24 protein-coding genes are annotated in these 25,154 nt (G+C 31.5%); 8 read left to right on the top strand and 16 right to left on the bottom strand.

Going from position 1 to position 25,154, the window contains the following annotated elements; translation table 11 throughout:
* Positions 1-41: 41 nt before the first annotated feature.
* From Q1B05_RS08385 to Q1B05_RS08360, 6 genes are read right to left on the bottom strand one after another with little or no spacing between them, the layout of a single operon-like run.
* Entirely contained in the window at positions 42-527 is a 486-nt protein-coding gene (locus Q1B05_RS08385) for an ABC transporter ATPase (RefSeq protein ID WP_299779553.1), read from the bottom strand.
* Positions 528-1,160 (bottom strand): hypothetical protein, encoded by a 633-nt coding sequence (locus tag Q1B05_RS08380; protein WP_299779551.1) that lies wholly within the window; start codon positions 1,158-1,160, stop codon positions 528-530.
* Entirely contained in the window at positions 1,161-1,952 is a 792-nt protein-coding gene (locus tag Q1B05_RS08375; RefSeq protein ID WP_299779550.1) for a (Fe-S)-binding protein, read from the bottom strand.
* A 48-nt stretch (positions 1,953-2,000) separates the two neighbouring features.
* Positions 2,001-3,311 (bottom strand): (Fe-S)-binding protein, encoded by a 1,311-nt coding sequence (locus tag Q1B05_RS08370; RefSeq protein WP_299779549.1) that lies wholly within the window; start codon positions 3,309-3,311, stop codon positions 2,001-2,003.
* Between the two features lie 19 nt (positions 3,312-3,330).
* Complete coding sequence (locus tag Q1B05_RS08365; protein WP_299779548.1) at positions 3,331-4,305, bottom strand: MlaD family protein; 975 nt, start codon at positions 4,303-4,305, stop codon at positions 3,331-3,333.
* Between the two features lie 52 nt (positions 4,306-4,357).
* Positions 4,358-5,515 carry an N-acetylmuramoyl-L-alanine amidase gene (locus tag Q1B05_RS08360; RefSeq protein WP_299779547.1) on the bottom strand — a complete coding sequence of 386 codons (1,158 nt, stop codon included), beginning with the start codon at positions 5,513-5,515 and terminating at the stop codon, positions 4,358-4,360.
* A 133-nt stretch (positions 5,516-5,648) separates the two neighbouring features.
* Here Q1B05_RS08360 and Q1B05_RS08355 point away from each other — a divergent pair, with 133 nt between their 5' ends.
* The 3 genes from Q1B05_RS08355 to Q1B05_RS08345 all read left to right on the top strand — a co-directional run bounded on the left by Q1B05_RS08355 (position 5,649) and on the right by Q1B05_RS08345 (position 9,922).
* A complete protein-coding gene (locus Q1B05_RS08355) occupies positions 5,649-8,372 on the top strand; it encodes a putative LPS assembly protein LptD (protein ID WP_299779546.1) in 2,724 nt (907 codons plus the stop codon).
* A gap of 10 nt (positions 8,373-8,382) precedes the next feature.
* The gene (locus tag Q1B05_RS08350; protein ID WP_299779544.1) at positions 8,383-8,763 is read left to right on the top strand and encodes a Rid family detoxifying hydrolase; all 381 of its coding nucleotides are present in this window, start codon (positions 8,383-8,385) and stop codon (positions 8,761-8,763) included.
* Positions 8,764-8,881: 118 nt separating this feature from the next.
* The gene (locus tag Q1B05_RS08345; protein ID WP_299779542.1) at positions 8,882-9,922 is read left to right on the top strand and encodes a GMP reductase; all 1,041 of its coding nucleotides are present in this window, start codon (positions 8,882-8,884) and stop codon (positions 9,920-9,922) included.
* A 102-nt stretch (positions 9,923-10,024) separates the two neighbouring features.
* On the opposite strand, the gene Q1B05_RS08340 is transcribed toward Q1B05_RS08345, so the two are convergent.
* From Q1B05_RS08340 to rpsA, 7 genes are all read right to left on the bottom strand, one after another.
* On the bottom strand, positions 10,025-11,278 hold the full coding sequence (locus Q1B05_RS08340; protein WP_299779540.1) for a hypothetical protein: 1,254 nt from the start codon (positions 11,276-11,278) through the stop codon (positions 10,025-10,027).
* A 177-nt stretch (positions 11,279-11,455) separates the two neighbouring features.
* Positions 11,456-12,106 carry a pyridoxamine 5'-phosphate oxidase gene (gene pdxH / locus Q1B05_RS08335; protein WP_299779538.1) on the bottom strand — a complete coding sequence of 217 codons (651 nt, stop codon included), beginning with the start codon at positions 12,104-12,106 and terminating at the stop codon, positions 11,456-11,458.
* Positions 12,107-12,125: 19 nt separating this feature from the next.
* Positions 12,126-13,031, bottom strand: a complete 906-nt coding sequence (locus tag Q1B05_RS08330; protein WP_299779536.1) for a ribonuclease Z — start codon at positions 13,029-13,031, stop codon at positions 12,126-12,128.
* A 3-nt stretch (positions 13,032-13,034) separates the two neighbouring features.
* Positions 13,035-13,367, bottom strand: coding sequence for a ribonuclease Z (locus Q1B05_RS08325; protein WP_299779533.1), 333 nt, complete (start codon positions 13,365-13,367; stop codon positions 13,035-13,037).
* Between the two features lie 2 nt (positions 13,368-13,369).
* Complete coding sequence (locus Q1B05_RS08320) at positions 13,370-14,299, bottom strand: aspartate carbamoyltransferase catalytic subunit (protein WP_299779531.1); 930 nt, start codon at positions 14,297-14,299, stop codon at positions 13,370-13,372.
* A gap of 6 nt (positions 14,300-14,305) precedes the next feature.
* The gene (gene pyrR, locus Q1B05_RS08315; RefSeq protein WP_299779529.1) at positions 14,306-14,845 is read right to left on the bottom strand and encodes a bifunctional pyr operon transcriptional regulator/uracil phosphoribosyltransferase PyrR; all 540 of its coding nucleotides are present in this window, start codon (positions 14,843-14,845) and stop codon (positions 14,306-14,308) included.
* 130 nt (positions 14,846-14,975) lie between these two features.
* Entirely contained in the window at positions 14,976-16,805 is a 1,830-nt protein-coding gene (rpsA, locus tag Q1B05_RS08310; protein WP_299779527.1) for a 30S ribosomal protein S1, read from the bottom strand.
* 320 nt (positions 16,806-17,125) lie between these two features.
* Between rpsA and Q1B05_RS08305 the strand changes: the two genes are divergently transcribed.
* Complete coding sequence (locus Q1B05_RS08305; RefSeq protein ID WP_299779525.1) at positions 17,126-17,506, top strand: LysM peptidoglycan-binding domain-containing protein; 381 nt, start codon at positions 17,126-17,128, stop codon at positions 17,504-17,506.
* Positions 17,507-17,560: 54 nt separating this feature from the next.
* On the opposite strand, the gene cmk is transcribed toward Q1B05_RS08305, so the two are convergent.
* From cmk to lon, 3 genes are all read right to left on the bottom strand, one after another.
* Complete coding sequence (gene cmk, locus Q1B05_RS08300; RefSeq protein ID WP_299779523.1) at positions 17,561-18,250, bottom strand: (d)CMP kinase; 690 nt, start codon at positions 18,248-18,250, stop codon at positions 17,561-17,563.
* Positions 18,250-19,269, bottom strand: coding sequence for a type IX secretion system protein PorQ (gene porQ / locus Q1B05_RS08295; RefSeq protein ID WP_299779521.1), 1,020 nt, complete (start codon positions 19,267-19,269; stop codon positions 18,250-18,252). Before porQ ends, cmk begins: the two co-directional genes overlap by 1 nt.
* Before the next feature lie 188 nt (positions 19,270-19,457).
* Positions 19,458-21,908 (bottom strand): endopeptidase La, encoded by a 2,451-nt coding sequence (gene lon / locus Q1B05_RS08290; protein WP_299779519.1) that lies wholly within the window; start codon positions 21,906-21,908, stop codon positions 19,458-19,460.
* A 247-nt stretch (positions 21,909-22,155) separates the two neighbouring features.
* Here lon and Q1B05_RS08285 point away from each other — a divergent pair, with 247 nt between their 5' ends.
* From Q1B05_RS08285 to Q1B05_RS08270, 4 genes are read left to right on the top strand one after another with little or no spacing between them, the layout of a single operon-like run.
* Positions 22,156-22,710, top strand: a complete 555-nt coding sequence (locus Q1B05_RS08285; RefSeq protein WP_299779517.1) for an RNA polymerase sigma factor — start codon at positions 22,156-22,158, stop codon at positions 22,708-22,710.
* Between the two features lie 11 nt (positions 22,711-22,721).
* Entirely contained in the window at positions 22,722-23,288 is a 567-nt protein-coding gene (locus Q1B05_RS08280; RefSeq protein WP_299779515.1) for a hypothetical protein, read from the top strand.
* On the top strand, positions 23,266-24,351 hold the full coding sequence (locus Q1B05_RS08275; RefSeq protein WP_299779513.1) for a hypothetical protein: 1,086 nt from the start codon (positions 23,266-23,268) through the stop codon (positions 24,349-24,351). Before Q1B05_RS08280 ends, Q1B05_RS08275 begins: the two co-directional genes overlap by 23 nt.
* Positions 24,352-24,370: 19 nt before the next feature.
* Positions 24,371-25,105 carry a head GIN domain-containing protein gene (locus Q1B05_RS08270; RefSeq protein WP_299779511.1) on the top strand — a complete coding sequence of 245 codons (735 nt, stop codon included), beginning with the start codon at positions 24,371-24,373 and terminating at the stop codon, positions 25,103-25,105.
* The last annotated feature ends 49 nt before the right edge of the window (positions 25,106-25,154 follow it).

Genomic DNA, 25,154 nt, shown 5'->3' with positions numbered 1-25,154 from the left:
GCTGTACTGTATGTTAATAGCTTTTATTTCTTTTGTAAAGATTATTTAAGAAATCTGTTATGCCAACTATCGCTTGCTGGAACTTCCCAATTTTCATTGTATTCTGCGATATTGGTTACTAAATTATTAAAGACAATTGTATTTTTAGATACCGCTTTATCTTTAGCCATTTTTCTAAATTCGGTTAACGTTTTATAAGCAACAAATTCACCTTGTTTATAAGACACATTCATTTTGTCTAATAAATCTACATTGTATTCTTTTTCTAATTGTTGAATAAACCGTACAGAAGCATCTACAGAGCAACCTGAAGCATTGTTAATGTCTTGGTTTAAACCAAATATTATAAAACGCTTGTATTTAATTTGATAACCGGCACTTAAATCTGCGCCATGAGCGGTCCAGTTTTCTAAAAAAACTTCTACTTTAGATTTTATTTCTTCTAATTCTTGATCTGAAAAAGAACGATTGGCTTGATAAATCCAAACTTTTGAAGTTTCGGGTAATGTATTAAAATCTACTAACATTTATTGTTCTGTTAACTTAGTTATTATTTTAAAATTTCTATAATCATTAATTTTTGGATCGTAGAAGTCTTGTTCTTTAAATTGAATATTAAATACATGCTTTTTAAGTTTTTTCTCGTTTTCAAGTAATTGGGAACCATCAAAATACTCTAACCATAAAAAACTATACGTTCTGCCATTAGATGGATCTTTAAAAGATAATGTATTGAATTGTTGATTGGATTTTAGACTTAAAAAGGCAAGTCCGTTTAGGGTGTTATTCTGAGGTGCTTCAGTTATAATGGAGTCATCTTCTAAATAATTTCCCACCATTAGAGACATAATATCAGGACAGCTAGTCATCATTTTTAAAGCAACTAATTCTCCTAAAGCTTCTAAAGATTCTTCATCATTAAAAGATACATTTAGTAGCTCACTGCCTTCTGGATGTTTAGTATAACTTTCAATAATACATAAACCAAAATTTAATTCTAGTTTCTGTTTATCTATAGCATTAAAATCAAGCCCTTTCCCATTTATACACTCGCAAGATTCATTAGAAATAATTTCAACCAATTCGTCTTTAGTTAGTTCTTGTGCAAAAAGAAAACTAGAAATCAAACATAAAAGTGCGGTTGTAATAGTCTTTTTCATCTATAAATCTTGTGCATTTGCAATAAGTTCGGCTATATCCATAACTTCAACATCAGCTTCTTTGTCTTTAGCCTTCACACCATCTGTCATCATGGTATTACAAAACGGACAACCAGCAGCAATAATATCTGGTTTTACTTCTATAGCTTGTTCTGTACGTGCTACATTAACTTCTTTATCGCCTTTTTCTGCATCTTTAAACATTTGAGCACCACCAGCACCACAACAAAGGCCTTTACTTTTGCAATTTTTCATTTCGACTAATTCGGCTTCTAACTTCCTAATTAAATCACGAGGTGCTTCGTACACATTATTTGCACGACCCAAATAACAAGGATCATGAAATGTGATGCGTTTCCCTTTAAACTGACCACCTTCTATAGTTAGTTTCCCTTCATCTAATAACGATTTTAGAAATTGCGTGTGATGCATCACTTCGTAATTTCCTCCTAATTCTGGATATTCATTTTTGATGGTATTGAAGCAGTGCGGACATGCCGTAACAATTTTTTTAACCTCGTAGTCATTTAAAACTTCAATATTAGTAACTGCTTGCATTTGAAATAGAAACTCATTCCCCGCACGTTTTGCAGGATCTCCAGTACAACTTTCTTCTGTACCTAAAACTGCAAAATCGACATTCGCTTTGTTTAATAATTTTACAAATGCTTTGGTGATTTTTTTTGCTCTATCATCAAAACTTCCAGCACAACCAACCCAAAACAAAACGTCAGGTTGTTTGCCTTGAGCCATATATTCTGCCATAGTTGGCACTTTTAGTAATTCGCTCATCTCTCTATTTTGATTTTATGTATTTATAAACTTTAAGCATATTAAAACTTATTCGTCTTTCCAATTTAAACGATCCATTTGGTTGTAAGGCCATGGTGCACCGTTGTTTTCTATATTTGTCATCATGTTATTTAACTCTACAGGAGCAGCAGACTGTTCCATAACTAAATAACGTCTCATATCTATTATGATAGATAATGGATTTATACTAACAGGACAAGCTTCTACGCACGCGTTACAAGAGGTACATGCCCAAAGTTCTTCGTTAGTAATATAATCGCCAAATAATTGTTTTCCATCGTCGTTAAAGACACCGTTATTGGCATCTATATTTTTACCGACTTCTTCCAAACGATCTCTGGTATCCATCATGATTTTACGAGGCGATAATTTTTTTCCTGTTTGGTTGGCAGGGCATTCGCTTGTACAACGTCCGCATTCTGTACAGGTGTATGCATTTAATAATTGTACCCAGCTTAAATCTTGAACATCACTAGCCCCAAATTTAGCCACTTCCTCTTCTCCTGATTCATCTTCTGGAGGTGCTGCAAATGGATCTATATTAGGATCCATCATCATCTTCACTTCTTTAGTTACAGCTTCTAGATTATCTAATTCTCCTTTAGGTTTTAAGCTGCCATAATAGGTGTTTGGAAACGCTAAAAGGATATGTAAATGTTTAGAAAAATATAAGTAATTCAAGAAGATTAAGATACCAGTAATATGTAACCACCAAGCTGTTCTTTCTATCATATGAAGTGTGCCATCTGAAAGACCACTAAATAAAGGAGTTATAAATTGACTAATTACATTTCCGCTATGCATTGCTTGAAACTGTACATCGGTTGCATTCATAACTAAAAATAAAGTCATTAATACCATTTCGAAGTACAAGATGATATTTCCATCGCTTTTTGGCCAGCCTTTCATTTCAGATTTCCAGAAGCGTTGTAATTTAATAACGTTTCTTCTGATCCAAAATATAATTACAGCGACAAAAACTAAAAAAGCTAAAATTTCGAAAGTACCAATTAAACAAGAGTAAATTATTCCCGTTGCCGAGAAAATACGGTGTGTTCCGAAAAGGCCATCAATAATAATTTCTAAGACTTCTATGTTTATTATAACAAATCCGACATATACAATGATGTGTAAAAAACCAGCAATTGGACGACTAACCATTTTACTCTGCCCTAAGGCAATTCTGGCCATATTTTTCCAACGCTGAGGCTTATTATCGCTAACGTCTATATCTCGACCTAAATTAATGTTACGTATTAATTTCTTTACATTTTTTGTAAAGTAACCGATACCGGCAATTAAAATTATCGCGAATAATATGTTAGGAATAATGCTCATAAATTAATTAGTTTTTAGGTTACTGTACTTCCAAATTTGTACCATTATCTTCAGCTTGATTTTCTACAGCATCAAAATCATTTGGTTTTTTTCCGAATACAGAAAAATGAATATAACGCTTAGGATTAAGTTTCATATCTTGAAGCAATTGTTCTAGTTGAAGTGTTGCGCCTTCTAAATTATCATATAATTGGTCGTCTTTTAATAATTTACCTAAAGAACCTTCACCATTATTTACATCATCTAATACGCCGTTAAAAGAAGCTAACGATTGCTCTAAGTTCTTTACCACTCCAGAAATATTTGTTGCAGCTAAAGAATCTGAAATCTTAGAAAAATTACTAGTTGTATTATTTAAATTAGATAATGTTACGTTTATATTATCTTCATTACTTGTTAATATTCTATTTAAAGATTGTGATGTAGAATTAAAAGATGTTATTGTTTGGTCTAAAGACGCAATAGCATTTTTAAGATTATTTGTAGTCTTATCATCAAAAATATTACTAAAACTTAAAAGTAAAGAATCTGCATTCTGTGTTAACGATTCGATTTTTTGTTGCAAAGGCGCTAATTGTTCTCCAAGTAAATCTGTTAATCCAGATTTTCTATTTGCAATTAAAAAATCTTCATCTTTTGCTAGTTCTGCATTATCTAAAGCAGGAATAATAGCAATAGATTTTCCTCCAATTAAACTAGTATCATAAAGTTCTGCAGTACTATTTTTAGAAAATGAATAATCATTATCTATAAGTAATGTAACTATTAAGGTTGCATCGTCTTTTAATTTAATATTTTTGACTTTACCAACAGGTAAACCGCTAATTGTAACAGGGGTTGATAGTGTTAAACCTTCAACATTGTCGTAATTAACATAAAATGTTCTAGAAGAAGAGAATAAATTTTCACCTTTTAAAAAATTAATTCCAAATATTAAAAATATAATCCCTGCAATAACAAGGACTGCTATTTTGATTTCTTTTGATATCTTCAAAGCAATGTTTTTAGTTAATAAACAAAATTAGAAATAATATAATTAGAATTCACTAATTTGATGCTGTTTTTAGTGCTGTATCAATATGTACTTGTTCTCCATTTTTAAAAGCCACGATATAACTGGTGTTAAATCCTTTTGCTTTTGCTCGAGATAATAACCCTTTTGCTTCAGTATAAGTTGAAGCGCTACCATAATAATATTTGTACAAACGTCCTACTTTACCTCTAGATATTGGGTTTAATCCATTAAAATTATAAGGTTTAGTTTCTAACTTTGTAGAACTTGCAGCAATTTGCACCTTAAATTCTATTTGGCTATATGTTTTGGTTTCTTCTGGTACTGTAGTTTCTACAGCTATTTCTTCATCCAATTCCTCTATGTCTTTAGTTATTGGTTGTTTTCTTGGTGTGCCAATATGTTCACCAACATTTAAATCTAACGTTTTTTTGTATTCTAAAATAGCATCTCTAATTGCTGAAGAAATTTCTATTTGTCCTTTGTTAGAATTTAAATAATGTCCCTCTTCATTATTCGTTATAAATCCAGTTTCAATAAGTACACTTGGCATGTAGGTATTATGCATAACCCATAAACTGGCTTGTTTTACACCTCTACTTTTACGTTTTAATTTGTTTGTAAAATTATTTTCAATCATACTTGCTAGTAAAATACTATGATCTATATAATCTTCTTGCATTAATGTTAACCCAATTAAAGATTCTGGTGCATTAGGATTAAAGCCATCGTAATGTGTTTCGTAATCATCCTCTAAAAGGATTACCTCGTTTTCTAGTTTTGCCACATCAAAATTACGTTTGGTATTGGCAACACCTACAACATATGTTTCTGTTCCCGAAGCTTGAGTGTCGTGTGCATTACAATGTACAGATACAAATAAGTCTGCATCTGCTTCATTAGCAATTTTTGCACGCCCTCTTAACGTTACAAAAACATCTGTTTTACGGGTGTAAATCACTTTTATATCAGGATTTTTCTCTAACTCTGCTCCTATTTTTAACACAATTTTTAAAGCGACTTCTTTTTCCGTGAACCCGTATTTTGTAGGTTTTCCTGGATCATGACCACCATGACCAGCATCTAAAACAACAACGAATTTGTTGGTTTTGAGAGATTTATCGCTAGTGAATGCTGTTAACAAAAAGAAGAATAAAATAGGTAATATAAATATAATAGGTTTTGTTCTCATAAAGACTATAAATGTAAAGGCTACTGTTTATTATTAAAATTTAGTGAATATTAATCGTTCTCAAAAAATATATATGTAATTTTGACTTTTTTAAAACACTATTTTAAACTTTACAAAAATACATTTAAAAGCATTGCGTTCAAACTACTTTCAAATACTTTTAGCTTTAAGTTTTACAGTGCTTATCAACACTTTTGGCTATTCTCAAGACTTGCCTACACCTGTAAAGGCAATTAAAGCTATAACTCCTGAAACTTCTTTTTTTAATCCAACAATTAGTGTAGATAGTTTAGCAGCAAAAGAAATAACAGAACGCGCTCAAGATACCATTTTACATGATAGTGTAAAACATAAAAAAGAATTTTTAACTGATATCGTAAAGTATTCAGCTAAAGATTATACTTCTTTTAATAGAGCTGAGCAAAAACTGTACCTTTATAATGAAGCTGAAGTAGATTATCAAGATATGAACATTAAAGCTGGTATAATTGTTATTGATTATAGTAAGAATGAAGTTTATGCAGGTCGTATTAAAGATTCTACAGGTACACTGGTTCAAAAACCAGTATTTACCCAAGCAGAAAGTGTAGTAGAACCTGATTCTATTCGTTTTAATTTTGATACTCAAAAAGCATTAATTTATAATTCTAAAACAGAACAGAGCGGATTTAATATCCTAGCTCCTATTGTTAAAAAAGAAAACGATTCGGTTATTTACATGGCCAGAGCGAAGTTTACAACGTCTGAAGATGTAGATAATCCAGAATATTATTTTAAAGCGAGTAAGATTAAATTTGTTCCAGACAAGAAAATTGTTGTAGGGCCAACCCATATGGTTATTGCAGATGTACCTACACCAATAGCGATGCCTTTTGGTTTTTTTCCTTTAACAGATAAACAAACCTCAGGTATTATTATTCCTAGTTTTGGTCAAGATAGTGATCGTGGGTATTTTCTTCAAAATGGTGGATATTATTTTGCAATGAGCGATTATGCAGATTTAACAGTTTTAGGAGATTATTATACCAATGGTAGTTATGGTTTTAATGTTGAAAGTAGTTATGCTTTAAAATATAAGTTTAGTGGTAAGATGTCTTTTAGATATGAAAGCTTAATTGATAGTGAAAAAGGGTTTCCCGACTATTCTAAATCTACTATATATAACATTCGTTGGTCTCATAGTCAGGATTCAAAATCTAATCCAAACTCAAGTTTTTCTGCCTCTGTAAACTTAGGGAGTAGTTCATATTATCAGACCTCTGTAAATTCATTAAACACAGGTAACTATTTAAATAATACATTATCATCTTCTGTAGCTTATTCAAAATCATTTACAGGTTCACCACAGGTTAATGTTAGTGTAGCGGCAACACATTCACAGAATACGACTACTGAGGTTATTAATATGTCCTTACCAAATATATCTGGTAGTGTAGATCGGGTTTACCCCTTTGCACCAAAGACAGGTACAAAAAGCGGTATTATTGATAATATAAATTTTCAGTATTCTGTAGATGCTGAAAATCAGATTGAAACTACCGATTCTTTATTTTTCAAACCTCAAATGTTTAAAGATGCCGAAGCAGGTGTACAACATACTATACCAATAAGTACCAACTTTAAACTTTTTAATTATTTAAGTTTAAGTACAGGAACCACATTTGAAGAAAACTGGACATTTAAAACCATAAATAGATATTACGACGAAGATTTAGATGAAACAGTTACTGAAACTGTAAATGGTTTCGATGCCTATAGAACTTATAATTTTAGTGCTAGTTTGGGAACAACTATTTATGGTATGTTCGATTTTAAAGGAGAGGGAAAAGATCCTAAAATTCAAGCGATAAGACACGTTATGAGACCGTCTATTAGCTACAGTTTAACACCGTCTTTCGATCAGTATTACGATACGTATGAAGTTATTTCTACCGATGGAACTGCTCTTGAAACGTATTCCCGTTTTGAAGAATCTATATACGGCGCTCCTAACGAAAATTTTTCATCCTCTGTAGGATTTTCGTTATCCAATAACTTAGAAGCGAAAATAAAAGATAAAGATAGTACAGCAACAGAAGCAAAAAAGATTACACTTATAAATAGTTTAACGTTTTCAACATCTTATAATTTTGCAGGAGATTCATTACAATGGAGTCCTCTTAGAATTAGTGGAGGAACATCTGTTTTTGATAGTAAAATGAATATCAACTTTGGAGCTACTCTAGATCCTTATGCTTTAGACAATACTAATTCTAAGGTCGATGTATATAATATTAATAATAATGGAAGTCTGTTTAGATTAACAAGTGCGAACTTAACTTTAAGTTACTCTTTATCTAACGAATTATTTAGTGGAAAATCTAAAGAAGACGATAAAGGGATACAAGAAAATTTACGTGGTGGAGGACGTGATGACGACTTATTTGGTGTGTCTCAGGATTTTTCTAATAATAGTTTTTTTGATGATAAAGAAGAGGATGAAGATGAGAAAGATAAGGAAAATGATAACAAATTCTATAATTATAAAATACCCTGGACATTAAACTTAGCCTATGCTGTTAATTATTCCAATTCCGCTAGGCAGAACGAGATTTCGTCACATTCCTTAATGTTTTCTGGAGATGTTTCACTTTCTCCACGTTGGAGTGTGGGAGCATCGTCAGGTTACGATTTCAAAGATATGGGATTTACCTATACCCAATTACGTTTAGAACGTGATTTGTTAAGTTGGAAAATGAATTTTAGTTGGGTACCCTTTGGAACTAGTAAATCATGGTACTTCTTTATTGGTATAAAATCAAGTATTTTAAGCGATCTTAAGTACGATAAACGTTTGCAATCAGATAAAAGTCTATAAAATTATATATATGAAAACAATTATTACAACACCAGATGCTCCTGCTCCTATTGGTCCTTACAATCAAGCTGTTTTAAAAAATGGTATGTTATATGCTTCTGGTCAAATAGCAATTAATCCAGCAACTAGCGAATTGGTTTTAGATGATATTAAAACTGAAACAACTCAAGTCATGAAAAATATGGAGGCTATTTTAAAAGCTGCAGATATGACTTTCGAAGATGTTATTAAAACCTCTATCTTTATTAGTGACATGAATAACTTTGCTCAAATAAACGAAATCTATGGTCAGTATTTTAATGAAGCCACGGCCCCTGCTAGAGAAACTGTAGAAGTTGCAAACTTACCTAAATTTGTAAATGTTGAAATTAGTTTTTTAGCTTCAAAATAGAATTATATTCTAACATATATAAAGCCCAAACTTAATTAAAGTTTGGGCTATTTTTTGCAATATTTTTTCTTATAAAGAACTTTAATGTATTTTTATAAAGTAATAAAATCCCACTTGTATGCGTATTGAAAATGAAATAAAATTAGGCTTTAAAGATGTTATGTTTCGCCCCAAAAGATCAACATTAAAAAGCCGTTCACAAGTAAGTTTAGATCGAGAATTTACATTTTTACATAGTCAGTCCAAATGGACAGGTGTTCCCATTATGGCTGCAAACATGGATACCGTAGGTACGTTTTCTTTAGCCTTAGCCTTAGCAAAACATAACTTATTTACAGCCATTCAAAAACATTACAGTTTAGAAGAATGGAATGCATTTATGTTAGAAGCTCCAAAAGGTATTGAAAATTACATAGCAGTAAGCACTGGAACAAATGCTAATGATAGCGAAAAACTGAAACAGATTTTTAAAACACATCCTGAACTTCGTTTTATATGTATTGATGTTGCAAACGGATATTCTGAACATTTTGTAAAATTTGTGAAAAAAACTAGAGCTCAGCATCCTGATAAAGTAATTATAGCAGGAAACGTTGTTACAGGAGAAATGGTTGAAGAATTATTGCTTTCTGGTGCAGACATTGTTAAAGTAGGAATTGGTCCTGGATCTGTATGTACTACTCGAGTTAAAACAGGTGTAGGTTATCCGCAACTTTCTGCGATTATAGAGTGCGCAGATGCAGCACATGGATTAGGCGGACAAATAATTAGTGATGGCGGTTGTGCTGTTCCTGGAGATGTCTCTAAAGCGTTTGGTGCTGGAGCAGATTTTGTAATGCTTGGAGGTATGCTTGCTGGACATGAAGAAAGTGGCGGAGAATTAATAACACGTGAAGGCAAACAATTTAAACAATTTTATGGCATGAGTAGCGAAACTGCAATGCACAAATATGTTGGTGGTGTTGCAGAGTATAGAGCAAGTGAAGGTAAGACTGTAGAAGTACCTTTTAAAGGTCCTGTAGAATATACACTACAAGATATTTTGGGAGGAATACGAAGTACATGTACGTATGTGGGTGCTGCTCGTTTAAAAGAATTAACAAAACGCACTACATTTATTCGTGTTGCAGAACAGGAAAATCAAGTGTATACTAAATAATAAGAATGTTATAATATTTAAGTTTTTATTAAAAATATTAAGAATAAAAAATCTCGAGTTTATAAGCTCGAGATTTTTTGTTTTAAGTTGATAATTGCAATGTTAATATTCAACGATTTTATCTAACACTAATTGTTTTAAAACATTATCGCCTTCATCTAATTTATACTGAATTTGTCTTGTTTTTCCTGTAGGTTGATTGTTTTCATAAATAGGAAACCGTTGAATAAATGTACCTTCAACCATAGCAAATTCGTCATGTCCTTGATAGCCTGAATGCGCTTCATTAAGCTCGGCAGTATTAGAAACTTTTATTGTACTCATGGATTTTTCATTATTTACAGAAAATCCAAAAACTTCGCCTCTTTTATCTGTTCCAGATGTTGTATAAACTAGTATTTCTGGAAATGTATCGTTATTTAAATCATCTATTTCTACATTAATAATTTCCCCATGAACAGCACTTATTTCTAAAGATTCAATATCTAATCCTCTAGGAGTCATAGTTATAATGCCTTTATTTTCTTCAATATTATAAAAAACATTATTATAGCTTAATGTTTTAGAATAGCCAATTTTATCGATTTGTTCTGTATCTAAAACACCTTTTAATTTTGTATATGTCCCGGACAAACTTGCTCCTCCAGAACAAAAATACTGTAATGCTTCGTTTTCTGTTTCAGTATCTGTAGATATTGTTACTCCATCTGCAGTAAAAGTAAATACAATGTTAATACTGTTTTCAATAACCTTTAAAGTGTTTTCAGAACTTACATTTCCAATGGCATCAAAAGTACAAGTTCCTCTTTTTTTATCTCCTCTAGAACGTATTATAATCTTTGCTCTATATTCGTCTATTGGCTTAATTATTATAGCAACCCAATCGTGTCCATCCTCTTTTTTTTTGTAACCACTATTTACATAATTACCATAATACGCAGTATTTAATTTAGAAATAGCAGGTTCTTTTTCAACCTCAAAAGTTGTTGTTTTAAGGTGTCCTTTAGCAATTATATCATTGTCTTTACTCCATGTAAAAGCACTACCTTTAGTCCATAACGTATAACCGTTTTCATTTTTATATTTTGTGCCATTTGCATTTTCTATATGTTTTAAAATATAATCTATTCTCTCTTTAGTATCGTAAACAGTTATCATTCCATCTTTACTCCCTGAGTTTGTAATGACCACATATTCATTTTCATTGTTATCGGACACAAAAATGGTTGAAGACGTAGATTCGACTATTTCTAAATCAGATAAAGCCGTTTCTTTTTCCTGTTTACAAGAAGCTGTAAGACAAAAAGAAATAATTAAAGTACTTATAATGAAGTGATGCTTATTAAAACATATCATAATTCATTGTTTTATAAATAGTTGAAGTATTGAAGTTAATTAAAATTAAATTATGTAGCATTATAAGAATACTACTTTTTTTGATTAATAAAAAATAATCTATCTTCAATTAAATGTGTTATAACTATAAAAAAGAGGTGTGTAAAATAAAATTAATTATGTTTTAAAACAGAATAATCAAGGCGATAATCGCTCTTTTTTCCAATCGTAGCTGTCTTCTAGTTTGTAGCGAATTCGATCATGTAATCTATTAGGTCTGCCTTGCCAAAATTCAAGTTCAACTGGTTTTACAATAAATCCGCCCCAATACTCTGGTCTTGGAATTTCTTTTCCTTCAAAGGAATCTTCCAAATCTTTTAATTTAGAATCTAAGAATTCACGACTTTCAACAACTTCACTTTGGTGAGAGACTATCGCTCCTAATTGACTTCCTCTTGGGCGTGATTCAAAATAACCATCACTCATGTTTGGAGCAATTTTTTCGGCAACACCTTTTATAATAATTTGTCGTTCTGCTTTTGGCCAAAAAAAAGACAGACATACATTTGGATTTGCTAAAATGGCTTTTCCCTTTTCACTTTCGTAATTAGTATAGAAAATAAACCCTTCGTATGTATAGCGTTTTAAGAGCACTACTCTACTCTTTGGAAACCCATCTAAACCTATTGTAGAGACTGTCATGGCGTTAGTTTCGTCTTCTAAGAAATGCTGATCTACGTCCATAAACCACGTTCTAAACAACTCTAATGGGTTTTCTGGAGTATCTTCTGCTAGAAGTTCTCTTTTATCGTAAGTTTTTCTATAATTACTTAAATCTTGTTCTTCCATAATCGTAATATAGTATAAATTAAACTTTAAATACTTTGCCAGCTGCGGCTATATCTACAGGTTCAAAAACTTCTTGAGCTTCTGTTTTAAATTCATCTAAATCATCGTAACGTGTAGAAAAATGACCTAAAACAAGTTGTTTAGCATTTGCTTGTTTGGCAATACTAGCGGCTTGCTTGGCAGTACAATGTTTTGTAGGAAAAGCATTTTTTTCATGTTTTTCTAAAAATGTAGATTCATGATATAACAAATCGACATTTTTTATAATAGGTACAATAGATTCGGTATAGACTGTATCGCTACAAAATGCATAACTTTTGGGTTTAGATGGTGCTTTAGTTACTGTTTCATTTTTAACTAAATTACCATCTTCATTTATAATATTGGCACCTTGCTTTAATTTTCTATAGTAAGCCACATGGATATTATCTTCTAAAATAGCATTCATATTAAGTTTACGTTCACCCGTTTTTTCTTTAAACAGAAACCCATTGGTGTATACACGATGTTTTAAAGGAATGGTGTGTACTTCAACCTTATCATCTTCATAAATTAATTCAGATTCTTTAGATGTTAATTCGTGAAATATGAGTTTGAAATTAGTCCAAGAACCTCCGAGTTTCATTTGAAGTGTAATGACTTCTTCTAGACCTTTTGGGCCATAAATGTGTAAATCGGTTTCTCGAGTTAATAATCTAAAAGTAGATACTAAACCTACAAGACCAAAATAATGATCGCCATGAAGGTGAGATATAAAAATATGTTTTATACGGTTAAATTTAACCTTGTATTTTCTAAGTTGTACTTGGGTACCTTCTCCACAGTCAATTAAAAATACATGATTTTTAATCTCTAAAACTTGTGAGGTTTGATGCGCAGAAATACGAGGGGTTGCACTATGACAACCAAGAATAGTTAATTGCATAACTTAAAATCCTAGATCGCGTTCCATGTTTTCCATCTCGATAATATCGTAAGCTTCCTCTAAGGTAGGCACTACAATTATTTCTTCTATTGGCTGATCTAAATTTGTTTTGTCTGATACAAGTACAAAAGAATGTTTAGCTTTTCTATGGGTATTTGAAAATTGAAGAAATTCAATAATATTTTCTAAAGAGAGTTTATTTAAAGACGATAAGTTAACAATAACATTGTCGTTTTTAAATTTTGAATATGATTCCTCCATTTTTTTTACTAATTGGGCTGGAGTTGCATGTTCTTGAGTAACAATTGTGGTGTTACCTTCTGTATTTAAAATCATAATTATTGTTTTATTTTTGAAGCTAATAAATAAATTACAGCCATTCTAATCGCTACACCATTTTGTACTTGGTCTAAAATAATGGCTTGTTTAGAATCAGCAACATCACTTGTAATTTCTACACCACGATTAATAGGACCTGGGTGCATAATGGTAATCTCTTTATTTAAACTATCTAGTAATGCTTTGTCTACACCAAATTGTTGTGTGTATTCTCGAGTAGATGGAAAATAACTAATATCCATACGTTCGTTTTGTACACGAAGCATATTGGCAACATCACACCATTCTAAAGCCTTACGTAAATCCGTTTCAACTGTCACTCCAAGTTTATCTATATATTTCGGAATTAAAGTTTTTGGTCCGCAAACCATAACTTTAGCACCCTGAAGTTGTAATGCGTATATATTTGAAAGGGCTACTCGACTATGAAGAATATCTCCAACAATAACCACGTTTTTACCTTTAACTTCACCTAAACGTTCGCGTATAGAATACGAATCTAATAAAGCTTGGGTTGGATGTTCGTGGGCACCGTCTCCTGCATTAACAATACTTGCATTAACATGTTTAGACAGAAATACACCAGCTCCAGGATTGGGATGACGCATAACGACCATATCTACTTTCATAGATAAAATGTTGTTTACAGTATCTATTAGGGTTTCCCCTTTTTTAACCGAAGATTGAGATGCTGAGAAATTGATTACATCTGCAGATAATCGTTTTTCAGCGAGTTCGAAAGATAATTTCGTTCGCGTAGAATTTTCGAAAAACAGATTTGCAATAGTAATATCTCGAAGTGAAGGCACTTTTTTAATGGGCCTATTAATAACTTCTTTAAAATGATCGGCAGTTTCAAAAATTAATTGAATATCTTCTTTTTTAAGATATTTAATACCTAGTAAGTGATTCACACTTAATTCGCTCATCTTAGTCTAATTATTTATTAAGTACACGGCATCTTCATCGCCTTGTTCTTGCCATTGTACTATTACTTTTTCTTTATTTATTGCATCTACTTGACGGCCACGATAATTTGGCTGTATAGGTAAATGTCTACTAAAACGTCTATCTATTAACGTTAATAGTTCTATTTCTTCTGGTCTTCCAAAAGATTGAATTGCAGTAAGTGCAGCACGAATACTTCGTCCTGTATATAAAACATCGTCTATAAAAACAACATTTTTATTTTCAACTACAAAATCTATTTCTGTGGTATTGGCTTCCAGAGGTTTGTCACTTCTTCTAAAATCATCACGATAAAAAGTAATATCTAAAAGGCCTAACTTAAGATCTTTAATCTTATAATCTTCTTTTAGAATTTTGGCTAACCGCTTAGCTAAGAACTTCCCTCTGGGTTGTAATCCTACTAAAACGGTATTGGTAAAATCGTTATGTTTTTCAATAAGTTGACAAGCCAATCGATGAAGAATGATGTTTACCTCTGTTGCATTAAGTAACACTTTTTGACTCATATTGTTTCCAAACGTATTTGCTTAACAAAGGTAATGTAAAAATTTAATACTTGGGATTACCAAAGGTATAAAACATAAAAAAAGCCTTCCAATTTTTTGGAAGGCTTTTAAATTATAAATGGTTAGAAAATTATTTTCCTTCCATTTTGTCTTTAAGAGCTTGTAAAGCATCGTTTGCATCTCCTAAAGTTGGTTTAGATTCTGCTGCAGCAGCAGACTGTTTTTTAACAGCAGCTTTTACGTTAGCAATCTCTTCCTCTTTAAAGATAGCAGTATGCGAAGCTACTACTCTTTTAAATTCTTTGTTGAATTCGATGATTTTGAATTCTGCTGAATCTCCTTTTCCTAATTTAGAACCATCTTCTTTCTCTAAATGACGAGAAGGAACGAAAGCAACGATATCTTCGTTAAAGTCGATTGTAGCACCTTTATCTACAACTTCTGCGATAGCAGCTGTATGTACAGTACCTACTGCAAATTCAGTTTCATATTTATCCCAAGGATTAGCAGTTGTTTGTTTGTGACCTAAAGATAATTTACGTCCTTCAACATCCAATTCTAATACAACAACATCTAATTTATCTCCTACAGCGCAGAATTCAGATGGGTGTTTAATTTTCTTAGTCCAAGATAAATCAGAGATATAAATTAATCCGTCAATTCCTTCTTCTAATTCAACAAATACACCAAAGTTTGTAAAGTTACGTACAATACCTGTATGCTTAGAAGCTAATGGGTATTTAGTAGTAATGTCTGTCCATGGATCTGGAGTTAATTGCTTAATTCCAAGAGACATTTTACGTTCTTCTCTATCTAGAGTTAAGATAACTGCTTCAACTTCGTCTCCAACAGATACGAAATCTTGAGCTGAACGTAAGTGAGTAGACCAAGACATTTCAGAAACGTGAACTAAACCTTCAACACCTTCTGCAACTTCGATAAATGCACCGTAATCTGCGATTACAACTACTTTACCTTTAACTTTGTCTCCAACTTTAACTTCTTCACTTAAAGCATCCCAAGGGTGTTTAGATAATTGCTTAAGACCTAATTGGATTCTTGATTTGTCTTCATCGAAGTCAAGAATAACAACGTTTAATTTTTGATCTAATTCGACGATTTCGTTAGGGTGGTTAATTCTAGACCAAGAAAGATCTGTAATGTGAATTAATCCATCTACTCCACCAAGGTCGATAAAGACACCATAAGACGTAATGTTTTTAACAACACCTTCTAATACTTGTCCTTTTTCTAATTGACCAATAATTTCTTTTTTCTGTTCTTCAATATCAGCTTCGATAAGTGCTTTATGAGACACAACAACGTTTTTAAATTCGTGGTTGATTTTCACAACTTTGAATTCCATTGTTTTGTTTACATATTGATCGTAGTCTCTAATTGGTTTAACATCGATTTGAGAACCTGGTAAGAATGCTTCAATACCAAATACGTCAACGATCATACCACCTTTAGTTCTACACTTAACAAAACCATTAACGATTTCACCAGTATCATGTGCATTGTTAACACGATCCCATGCTTTAATTACACGCGCTTTTCTGTGAGATAATACTAATTGTCCTGTTGCATCTTCACGCACATCAATTAACACCTCTACTTTGTCACCAACTGCTAAGTTCGGGTTGTAACGGAATTCGTTTAACGAAATTACACCTTCAGATTTAGCATTGATATCAATAATAGCATCACGGTCAGAAATGTGTACTACAGTTCCTTCTACTACTTCGTCGTTTAATGTGTCAACGAAATTTTCTGCTACTAATTTTTCAAATTCTTTTAATTGAGAATCTTCAACTTCATCAATACCTTCTTGGTAGTTGTGCCAGTTAAAATCTGCTAAGAATTTTTCAGGGTTTGCTTGAGCTTCAGATACTTGTGGAGCTTCTACAGATTGTGCTTCAGTTGCTTCAACTTCAGCTTGTTTTGCTTTTTCAGCCATTAAATAATAAATTAATAATGTATTTGTCTTTGCTTTCGCGTTAACTAACTACATTACATCTTGTATCCTATATATTCTTGGAAGAATTATGCAACGAACACATAGAAGTGTTATATATAAATTTTTCAGTTCCTCTTATCTTTCCAAAAGTTGCTAAAAGGAGTGCAAAATTAATTATATTTTTTAATATAGCCTAATTTTATAATCTAAATTAAACTACTGGAAACAAGTGCATTATTGTTATTTTCTAATTGTTAAAAAAAATACTTCTTCTTAAAAGAAAATTAATATCTTGTAATCACAATAAATACATTTTAATTATGACAGCAAAAGCAAAATATCAAGACGTTCTTGATTTAGGTGAATCACTTAACATTCAAAATGGAGACGTATCTGAAGAAAATGGTGTTTTAAAAGTAAAAGGTACTGCTAAAACACAGTATGATAAAAATCAAATTTGGGATAAAATTAAAGCTATTGGTGGTGAAAGTCCTACAGATATAATGGCAAACATAAGTGTTGAAGATACTAGTGTTTTTCACAGACATACTGTGAAAAGTGGTGATACTTTAGGGAAAATTGCAAAACAATATTATGGAGACGCTTCAAAATACCAAGCAATTTTTAAAGCAAATACTAATATTCTTAAGAATCCTGATGTTATTTACCCGGATCAAGAATTAATTATTCCAAATTTATAATTGGAATTCTTTTAATAAAAAAAAGAGCAATCTATTAGATTGCTCTTTTTTTATTTATTCTTTTATAACAGATTCTACAAGTTTTAAGATATGATCGAACTGTTCTTTTATAGTTGCGTTAGAATTATCGATAGCTATAGCATCGTCTGCTTTCATTAAAGGAGAATCTTCTCGTGTACTATCTAAATGATCTCGTTTTTGTACATTTTCTAATACGGCTTCAAAAGTTATATGTTCACCATTATTTTTTAATTCATTATAACGTCGTAAAGCACGAGTTTCTGCAGTAGCCGTCATAAAAATTTTAAGTTCTGCATCTGGAAAAACAACAGTTCCTATATCACGACCATCCATAACAACGGCTTTATTTTTACCTATATGTTTTTGTATTTTCACTAATTGAGCTCTTACTTCTGGAACCGCTGCCACAATGCTTACTAAATTAGAAACTTCTAAAGTACGTATGCTTTTCTCTATATTTTCATTATTTAAATAGACTTCGGCAAAGCCTAATTCTTCATTAAATTTAAACGAGACTTGTGCGTTAGGTAATTCTGAAATAAGTGCTTCTCTATCGAAATGATCTGGAGTAATCATCCCTTTTTTCATTGCAAAAAAAGTAATTGCACGATACATCGCTCCAGAATCTACATAAATATATTCTAAAGATTTTGCTATCAATTTAGCAATTGTACTTTTTCCTGTTGACGAAAATCCGTCTATAGCAATTGTAATTTGTTTCATTATTGTAAATCTATATTAATTCCGAAATAGCTTGAACTCGCTGCACTTGAATACTTGGCATACGTATAGCTAAATCGCATTCTATTCATTTTAATTCCGATTCCTGCAGATAATCCAGAAAAATTTCGTTCGTCTACGATACGTAACTCCTCACCTCTTCTAAAACTGTATCCTATACGAATATTAAATCCGCTATCAGGGAATAATTCTGCTCCTAAAATAGTATGACGGAAAACATTTTGTACAAAAGTAACATCTTCTTCGGTTTGGTTACCTTCTAAATCACTTTCTACTCGCGCAGGATTAGAAACTGCTATGGGCCATTCCTGTAGGTTTTCTAGAGTTACATGCCAACGAATGGGGACATTTTCTAATTTTTGAGAGAATCCTAAATCAATTTCAAAAGGTAAAGGTTCATTCTGTCCTGCATATGTTGTTATCTGTGTACCAAAATTTCTAATCACTAAAGCTGCATTAAAATTTAATTTATCGTCGATGTAAATCATACCTAAATCTACTGCAGCACCTAATGATGAATATTGTTCTAAAGTAGATGTTATGAATTTAAGATTAGCGCCTACATAAAAATCTGAATACCCAATACGCGTAGCATATCCTACAGATAAAGCAGATTCACTTCCTGTAAATGTTCCTGTTTCATTCCCATCTTCATCGTATCCATCAAATTCTCCATAATTTACATAGGTAATTCCCGCATGTAATGTTTTTGTACGTCTGTCGTAAGTATATGCGTAAGCAGCTGTACCATAACTTACAGCACCTAAATGACTGGTATAGTTTAAAGCGAGCTGATTATCCATTTCAACATTAATAGTTGCTGGATTGTATAACGCCTGTGTAACATCGTAATCGACATTGGTAAGTACTTTTCCGCCTAAAGCAGCTTGACGTGGAGATGACACTAAATTTAAAAATTGATAAGTAGACTCACCACCCAATTGAGCAGATGCGACATAACTACAACAACCAATAAATAATAATGCTAATTTTCGCCTCATACGGATGCAAATTAAATAAATCTTAAGTTTAAAACGTCGATTTATCAATTATATTTTTACACATAAATAATGTTTTTTTACTCCTATTATATCTAGCTCTATAGTAATTAGAATAAAAAAAAACATCTAAGACCTTACGGTTTTAGATGTTTTTAAATTATATATTAAGGTAACTCCCTTATATTAAACTATAATGTCTTTGCATTTTTTACTTTTTCGTCTGTTAAAGCAAATTTTAAAACATCACTCATGTCTGTAACATAATGGAATGTTAAGCCTTTAAGATATTCTTGTTTTATTTCTTCAATATCACGTCTATTTTCTTCACACAACATGATTTCTTTAATTCTTGCACGTTTTGCTGCTAGAATTTTTTCTTTAATTCCTCCAACAGGTAATACTTTACCACGTAACGTTATTTCTCCTGTCATTGCTAAACTGCTTTTTACTTTACGTTGTGTAAATAGCGACACTAAAGATGTTAACATGGTTACACCTGCACTTGGACCATCTTTAGGTGTTGCTCCTTCTGGCACGTGAATATGTACATTATATTTATCGAATATATCAGGGTTTAAATCTAATTCTTCGGCATTTGCTTTAATGTATTCCATAGCAATGGTAGCCGATTCTTTCATGACTTTACCTAAATTACCGGTAATACTTAAATTTCCTTTTCCTTTAGATAGAATAGATTCAATAAACAGAATGTCTCCACCTACTCGTGTCCAAGCCAAACCTGTAACAACACCAGCAACATTATTATTCTCGTATTTATCGCGTTCTAATTTTGGTCCGCCAAGTACTGTAATAATATCTTCGTTAGAGATTTTTACGTTATACTCGTCTTCCATGGCAATGTTTTTAGCGACATAACGCACCATTTTAGCAATTTGTTTTTCAAGACCACGCACTCCAGATTCTCTAGTATATCCTTCAACGATTTTCTCTAATTGAGGTTTTCCTATTTTAATATCCTTATCTGTTAAACCGTGTTCTTTTATTTGTTTTGGAAGTAGATGACGTTTTGCAATTTCTACTTTTTCTTCAATCGTATATCCTGTAACATTAATAATTTCCATACGGTCTAATAAAGCCGGTTGAATGGTATTTAAACTGTTAGAGGTTGCAACGAACATTACTTTAGAAAGGTCGTAACCTAATTCTAAGAAATTATCATGAAATGCACTGTTTTGTTCTGGATCTAAAACTTCTAATAATGCAGAAGACGGGTCGCCTTGATGTGAATTTGTTAGCTTATCAATCTCATCTAAAACAAATACAGGATTTGATGTTCCTGCTTTTTTAAGACTTTGAAGAATACGTCCAGGCATCGCACCTATGTACGTTTTTCTATGTCCGCGTATTTCTGCTTCATCTCTTAAACCTCCTAAAGATACACGTACATATTCTCGACCTAATGCTTCTGCTATAGATTTTCCTAAAGATGTTTTTCCAACTCCTGGAGGTCCATAAAGACATAAAATCGGGGATTTCATATCGTTACGCAATTTTAAAACGGCTAGATATTCAATAATACGACGTTTAACATCTTCTAAACCATAATGATCACGGTCTAAAATGCGTTGTGCACGTTTTAAATCGAATTTATCTTTACTAAATTCATCCCAAGGTAAATCTAAGAATAAATCTAAATAATTACGTTGTATAGAATACTCTGCAACTTGCGGATTCATACGTTGCATTTTCGCTAATTCTTTTTCGAAATGTTTAGCAATAGTTTCGTTCCATTTTTTCTTTTTAGAACGCGCTCTCATTTCTTCAATTTCCTCCTCGTAACTCACACCACCTAATTCTTCTTGAATGGTTTTCATTTGTTGGTGTAAGAAATATTCGCGTTGTTGTTGGTTCATATCACTTTGAACCTTTAACTGAATGTCGTTTTTAAGTTCTAGTTTCTGAAACTCAACATTCATATAACGTAACGTTTCTAAAGCACGTTCTTTAAGATCGTTTGCTTCAAGAAGGCTTTGTTTTTCTTGAACCGTTAAGTTCATGTTAGAAGCTACAAAATTTATTAAAAACGAATTGCTTTCAATATTTTTTATAGCGAAAGATGCTTCAGTTGGAATACTTGGACTTTCTTTTATTATTTGAAGCGATAATTCTTTAATAGAATCTATAATGGCATCAAATTCTTTGTTTTTCTTGGCAGGCTTAACTTCAGGAACTTCAGAAATCGTAGCTGTTAAATACGGATCTTCAGTAATAACTTCGTTTATTTTAAAACGTTTTTTTCCTTGAATAATAACGGTTGTATTACCATCAGGCATTTTTAAAACACGTAAAATACGAGCAACCGTTCCTGTTTCGTGAATATCTTTGGCTCCAGGATCTTCAACATTTTCATCTATTTGAGACACTACTCCTATTACTTTTCCGCCTTTATTGGCATCATTAATAAGTTTAATAGATTTATCTCTACCAGCAGTAATTGGAATAACAACACCTGGAAATAAAACTGTATTTCTTAAAGAAAGAATTGGTAAGGTATCTGGAAGTTTTTCTTTATTTATTTCTTCTTCATCTTCTGGTGTCATTAAAGGAATTAATTCTGAATTCTCGTCAAATTCCTGAAATGACAAACTGTCAAGACTTAAAAAATTAGATTTTTTCATATATAGATTTAAGTCAATCTGTCATTATTATACAATTAAAACAGATTGTTTTATTTTTATTAATATTTTACTAATCGAATATTGTTCTCAAAACTAGCTTATTAAAGCAATGTTTTGTAAAAAATACAATATACATTTTTCAATTAATATGCCAAGTTAATTTTTTTTCAAAAACTTTTAATGATTAAACTGTAACAATAAATTAATACCTTCATCTTTATAACAACCCATTAGAAATTATTTGTAGTTGTCACCAACCAACCAACATATCGATTCATTAATAGAACTCTGTAAAAAAGGAAACCAATCGGCCCAATTGGAAGTTTATAACAGATACTATCATGCCATGTATAACACAGCGTTTAGAATTGTAAAAAACAGTTTTGAAGCAGAAGACATTATGCAAGATTCGTTTTTAACGGCATTTACAAAGTTAGAATCGTTAAAAGATATTAAAACTTTTGGAGGCTGGTTAAAGCGTATAGTGGTTAACAACAGCATTCATCATTTTAATAAAAATAGTAAATATGAAGATGTGCCTTACGATACTGTAATGTATAAGATTGAAGATACTGATGTAGATATAAATGAAGATGAAGAATCTAATGCGCAAGCAAAATATGTATTAAAAATGATGAATACATTAAAAGATAGTTATAGAATAGCGCTCACTTTACATTTAATAGAAGGCTACGATTACGAAGAAATGTCTAGTATTATGAATGTTAGTTATGCCAATTGCAGAACAACCATTTCTAGAGCAAAAGAGAGTTTAAGACAAAAATTACAACAGGTCGTTTAAAAATAAAGATTATGAAGAAAGAAGATAATTTAGAAGATCTTTTTAAGACGTTACAAAACGATTTTGATGTTGAAACACCAAATACACATCACGAAGATCGGTTTTTAGCGAAATTGAAAAATCAGCATACAGAGGTTAAGCCCGTTAAAAAAACATATCCGTTTTTAAAACCATTATTAGCTGTAGCTGCAACAATAGTATTATTAATAACGCTCACTTTCACATTTCAGAAGCAAGATCAAGATCATTCGGATTTAGCAAGTGTCTCTCCAGAAATGGCTAAAACACAAAGCTTTTTTACTGCTACTATTGCTCAAGAACTAAAACAATTAAAAAAAGAAAATGCACCAGAAGTGCAACCCTTAATACAAGATGCTTTAAAACAATTAAATGTGCTTGAAGCGAATTACAAAACTCTAAAATTAGATTTAACAAAGAGTGGCAACGATAAACGCGTTATTTATGCTATGATTTCAAATTTTCAAAATCGAATTGAAATTTTAGAAAGTGTAATGGAAACTATAGACCATGTTAAACAATTAAAAAATATTCCAAATGAAAATCAAACTGCCATATAACATCATTTTTTTACTCTTACTTATGCCTTATACGGCGTTGGCAAATACCCCCATAAAGGCAAAATATTCTGAAGAAAAAATTATTAAAAAAGAGTTTAAAGTAAATAGTAATGCGACTCTAAATATAGATAATAGCTATGGAAATGTAGATATTATTACATGGAACGAAAACCGTATTGTATTCGAAATTAGAATTACAACAAATGGAAATGATTCAGAAAAAGTTCAAAACAAACTTGACGATATTACTGTAGAGTTTAATGCCTCTGCTAGTTATGTATCTGCTAAAACAATTTTTAGTAAAACCAAGTCTAAATGGTGGGATTGGAATGGCTCTGGCAATGTAAACATGAAAATTAATTACATTGTAAAAATGCCAATTACCAATAGCGTAGATTTAAGTAATGACTATGGCGCCATTAATTTAGATAAGCTTGAAGGTCGTGCAAAAATTAATTGCGATTACGGTAAAATTACAACCAAAGAATTAATGGGAAGTGACAATGAAATTAAATTTGATTACACTTCTAATTCCTATTTTGAATATATTAAAAGTGGTACCATAAATGCAGATTATAGTGGATTTACTGTTGCTAAAACAAAAGACCTTTTTATTAAAGCAGACTATACTAATAGTAAAGTTGAAATTGGAGAAAATGTAAACTATAACTGTGATTACGGAAGTATGACTATAGATAAAGTGAATTACTTTAAAGGCGAGGGCGATTACTTAACCGTTGTTATTGGAGATGTATATAAATCTGTTAATATTGATGCGGATTATGGTTCTATAAAAATTAAAAATATGTCTGCAAATGCCAATAATGTTAATATCGATTCAGATTATGTGGGTATTAAAATTGGTTACGATTCTAACTATTATTTTAACTTCGAATTGGATTTAGAATACGCCGATTTACGCGATCAAGAAGGTTTTGAATTTAATGTAAAACGTATCGAATCTGGCGATAAATATTACAAAGGCTATTATGGCAATTCTAACTCTGGAAATACAATAAGAATAAATTCGGATTATGGAAGTGTTTCGTTTATAAAAAATTAATCATCAAATCAATCAAAATATGAAAACAGTAAATTTAAAAAAAGCATTCATTATTACAATTCTTACCATCTCATTTACTTCGTGCGCACAGTATAGTTCTAATAGTATAAATGGTAATGGAGACATTGTTACCACAAACAGATCTACTCCCACTTACGATGCTATTAAATGTGCCGGTTCTATGGATTTTATTTTAGTAAAAGGCACCGAAGGGAACATTATTTTACAAGGAGAATCTAACTTATTACCTTTTATTGAGACTGAAGTACATAATAATGTATTAGTTGTAAAATTAAAGGATGGTGTTAGCTTTAGAACAACAACTAAAGATATTGTAATAACCATTCCATTTGAAGATATTTCTGAAGTGTCTCTAACTGGTTCAGGCGATTTATATAATCAGAATATAATTAATTCTAATGATTTAAAAGTTAGTATTACAGGATCTGGAGACATAATATTAGATGTTATGAGTACGAATATAAAAGGTAGCGTAACGGGTTCTGGGGATTTAACTTTGAAGGGAAAAACGGAAAAATCCGATATTTCTGTAACCGGTTCAGGTGATTTTCATGGATTTGATTTAGATTCTAAAAATACAGATGTATCTGTAACAGGATCTGGAGATGCAGAAGTTGTATCTACAAGCTTTTTAAAAGCACGTGTATCAGGATCAGGAGATATTGCTTATAGAGGGAATCCAGAAAAAGAGGATTCTAAAGTTTCTGGTTCTGGAAGTATAGAAATGAATTAAGAACATCTTTACATAAAAAAAAGCATCTGTTTAAAGATGCTTTTTTTTA

It is taken from the genome of uncultured Formosa sp. (assembly GCF_947500765.1).
Taxonomy (GTDB): Bacteria; Bacteroidota; Bacteroidia; order Flavobacteriales; family Flavobacteriaceae; genus Formosa.
Note: the sequence above shows the minus strand (reverse complement) of the source record. Positions and strands in the feature narration are given on the sequence as shown.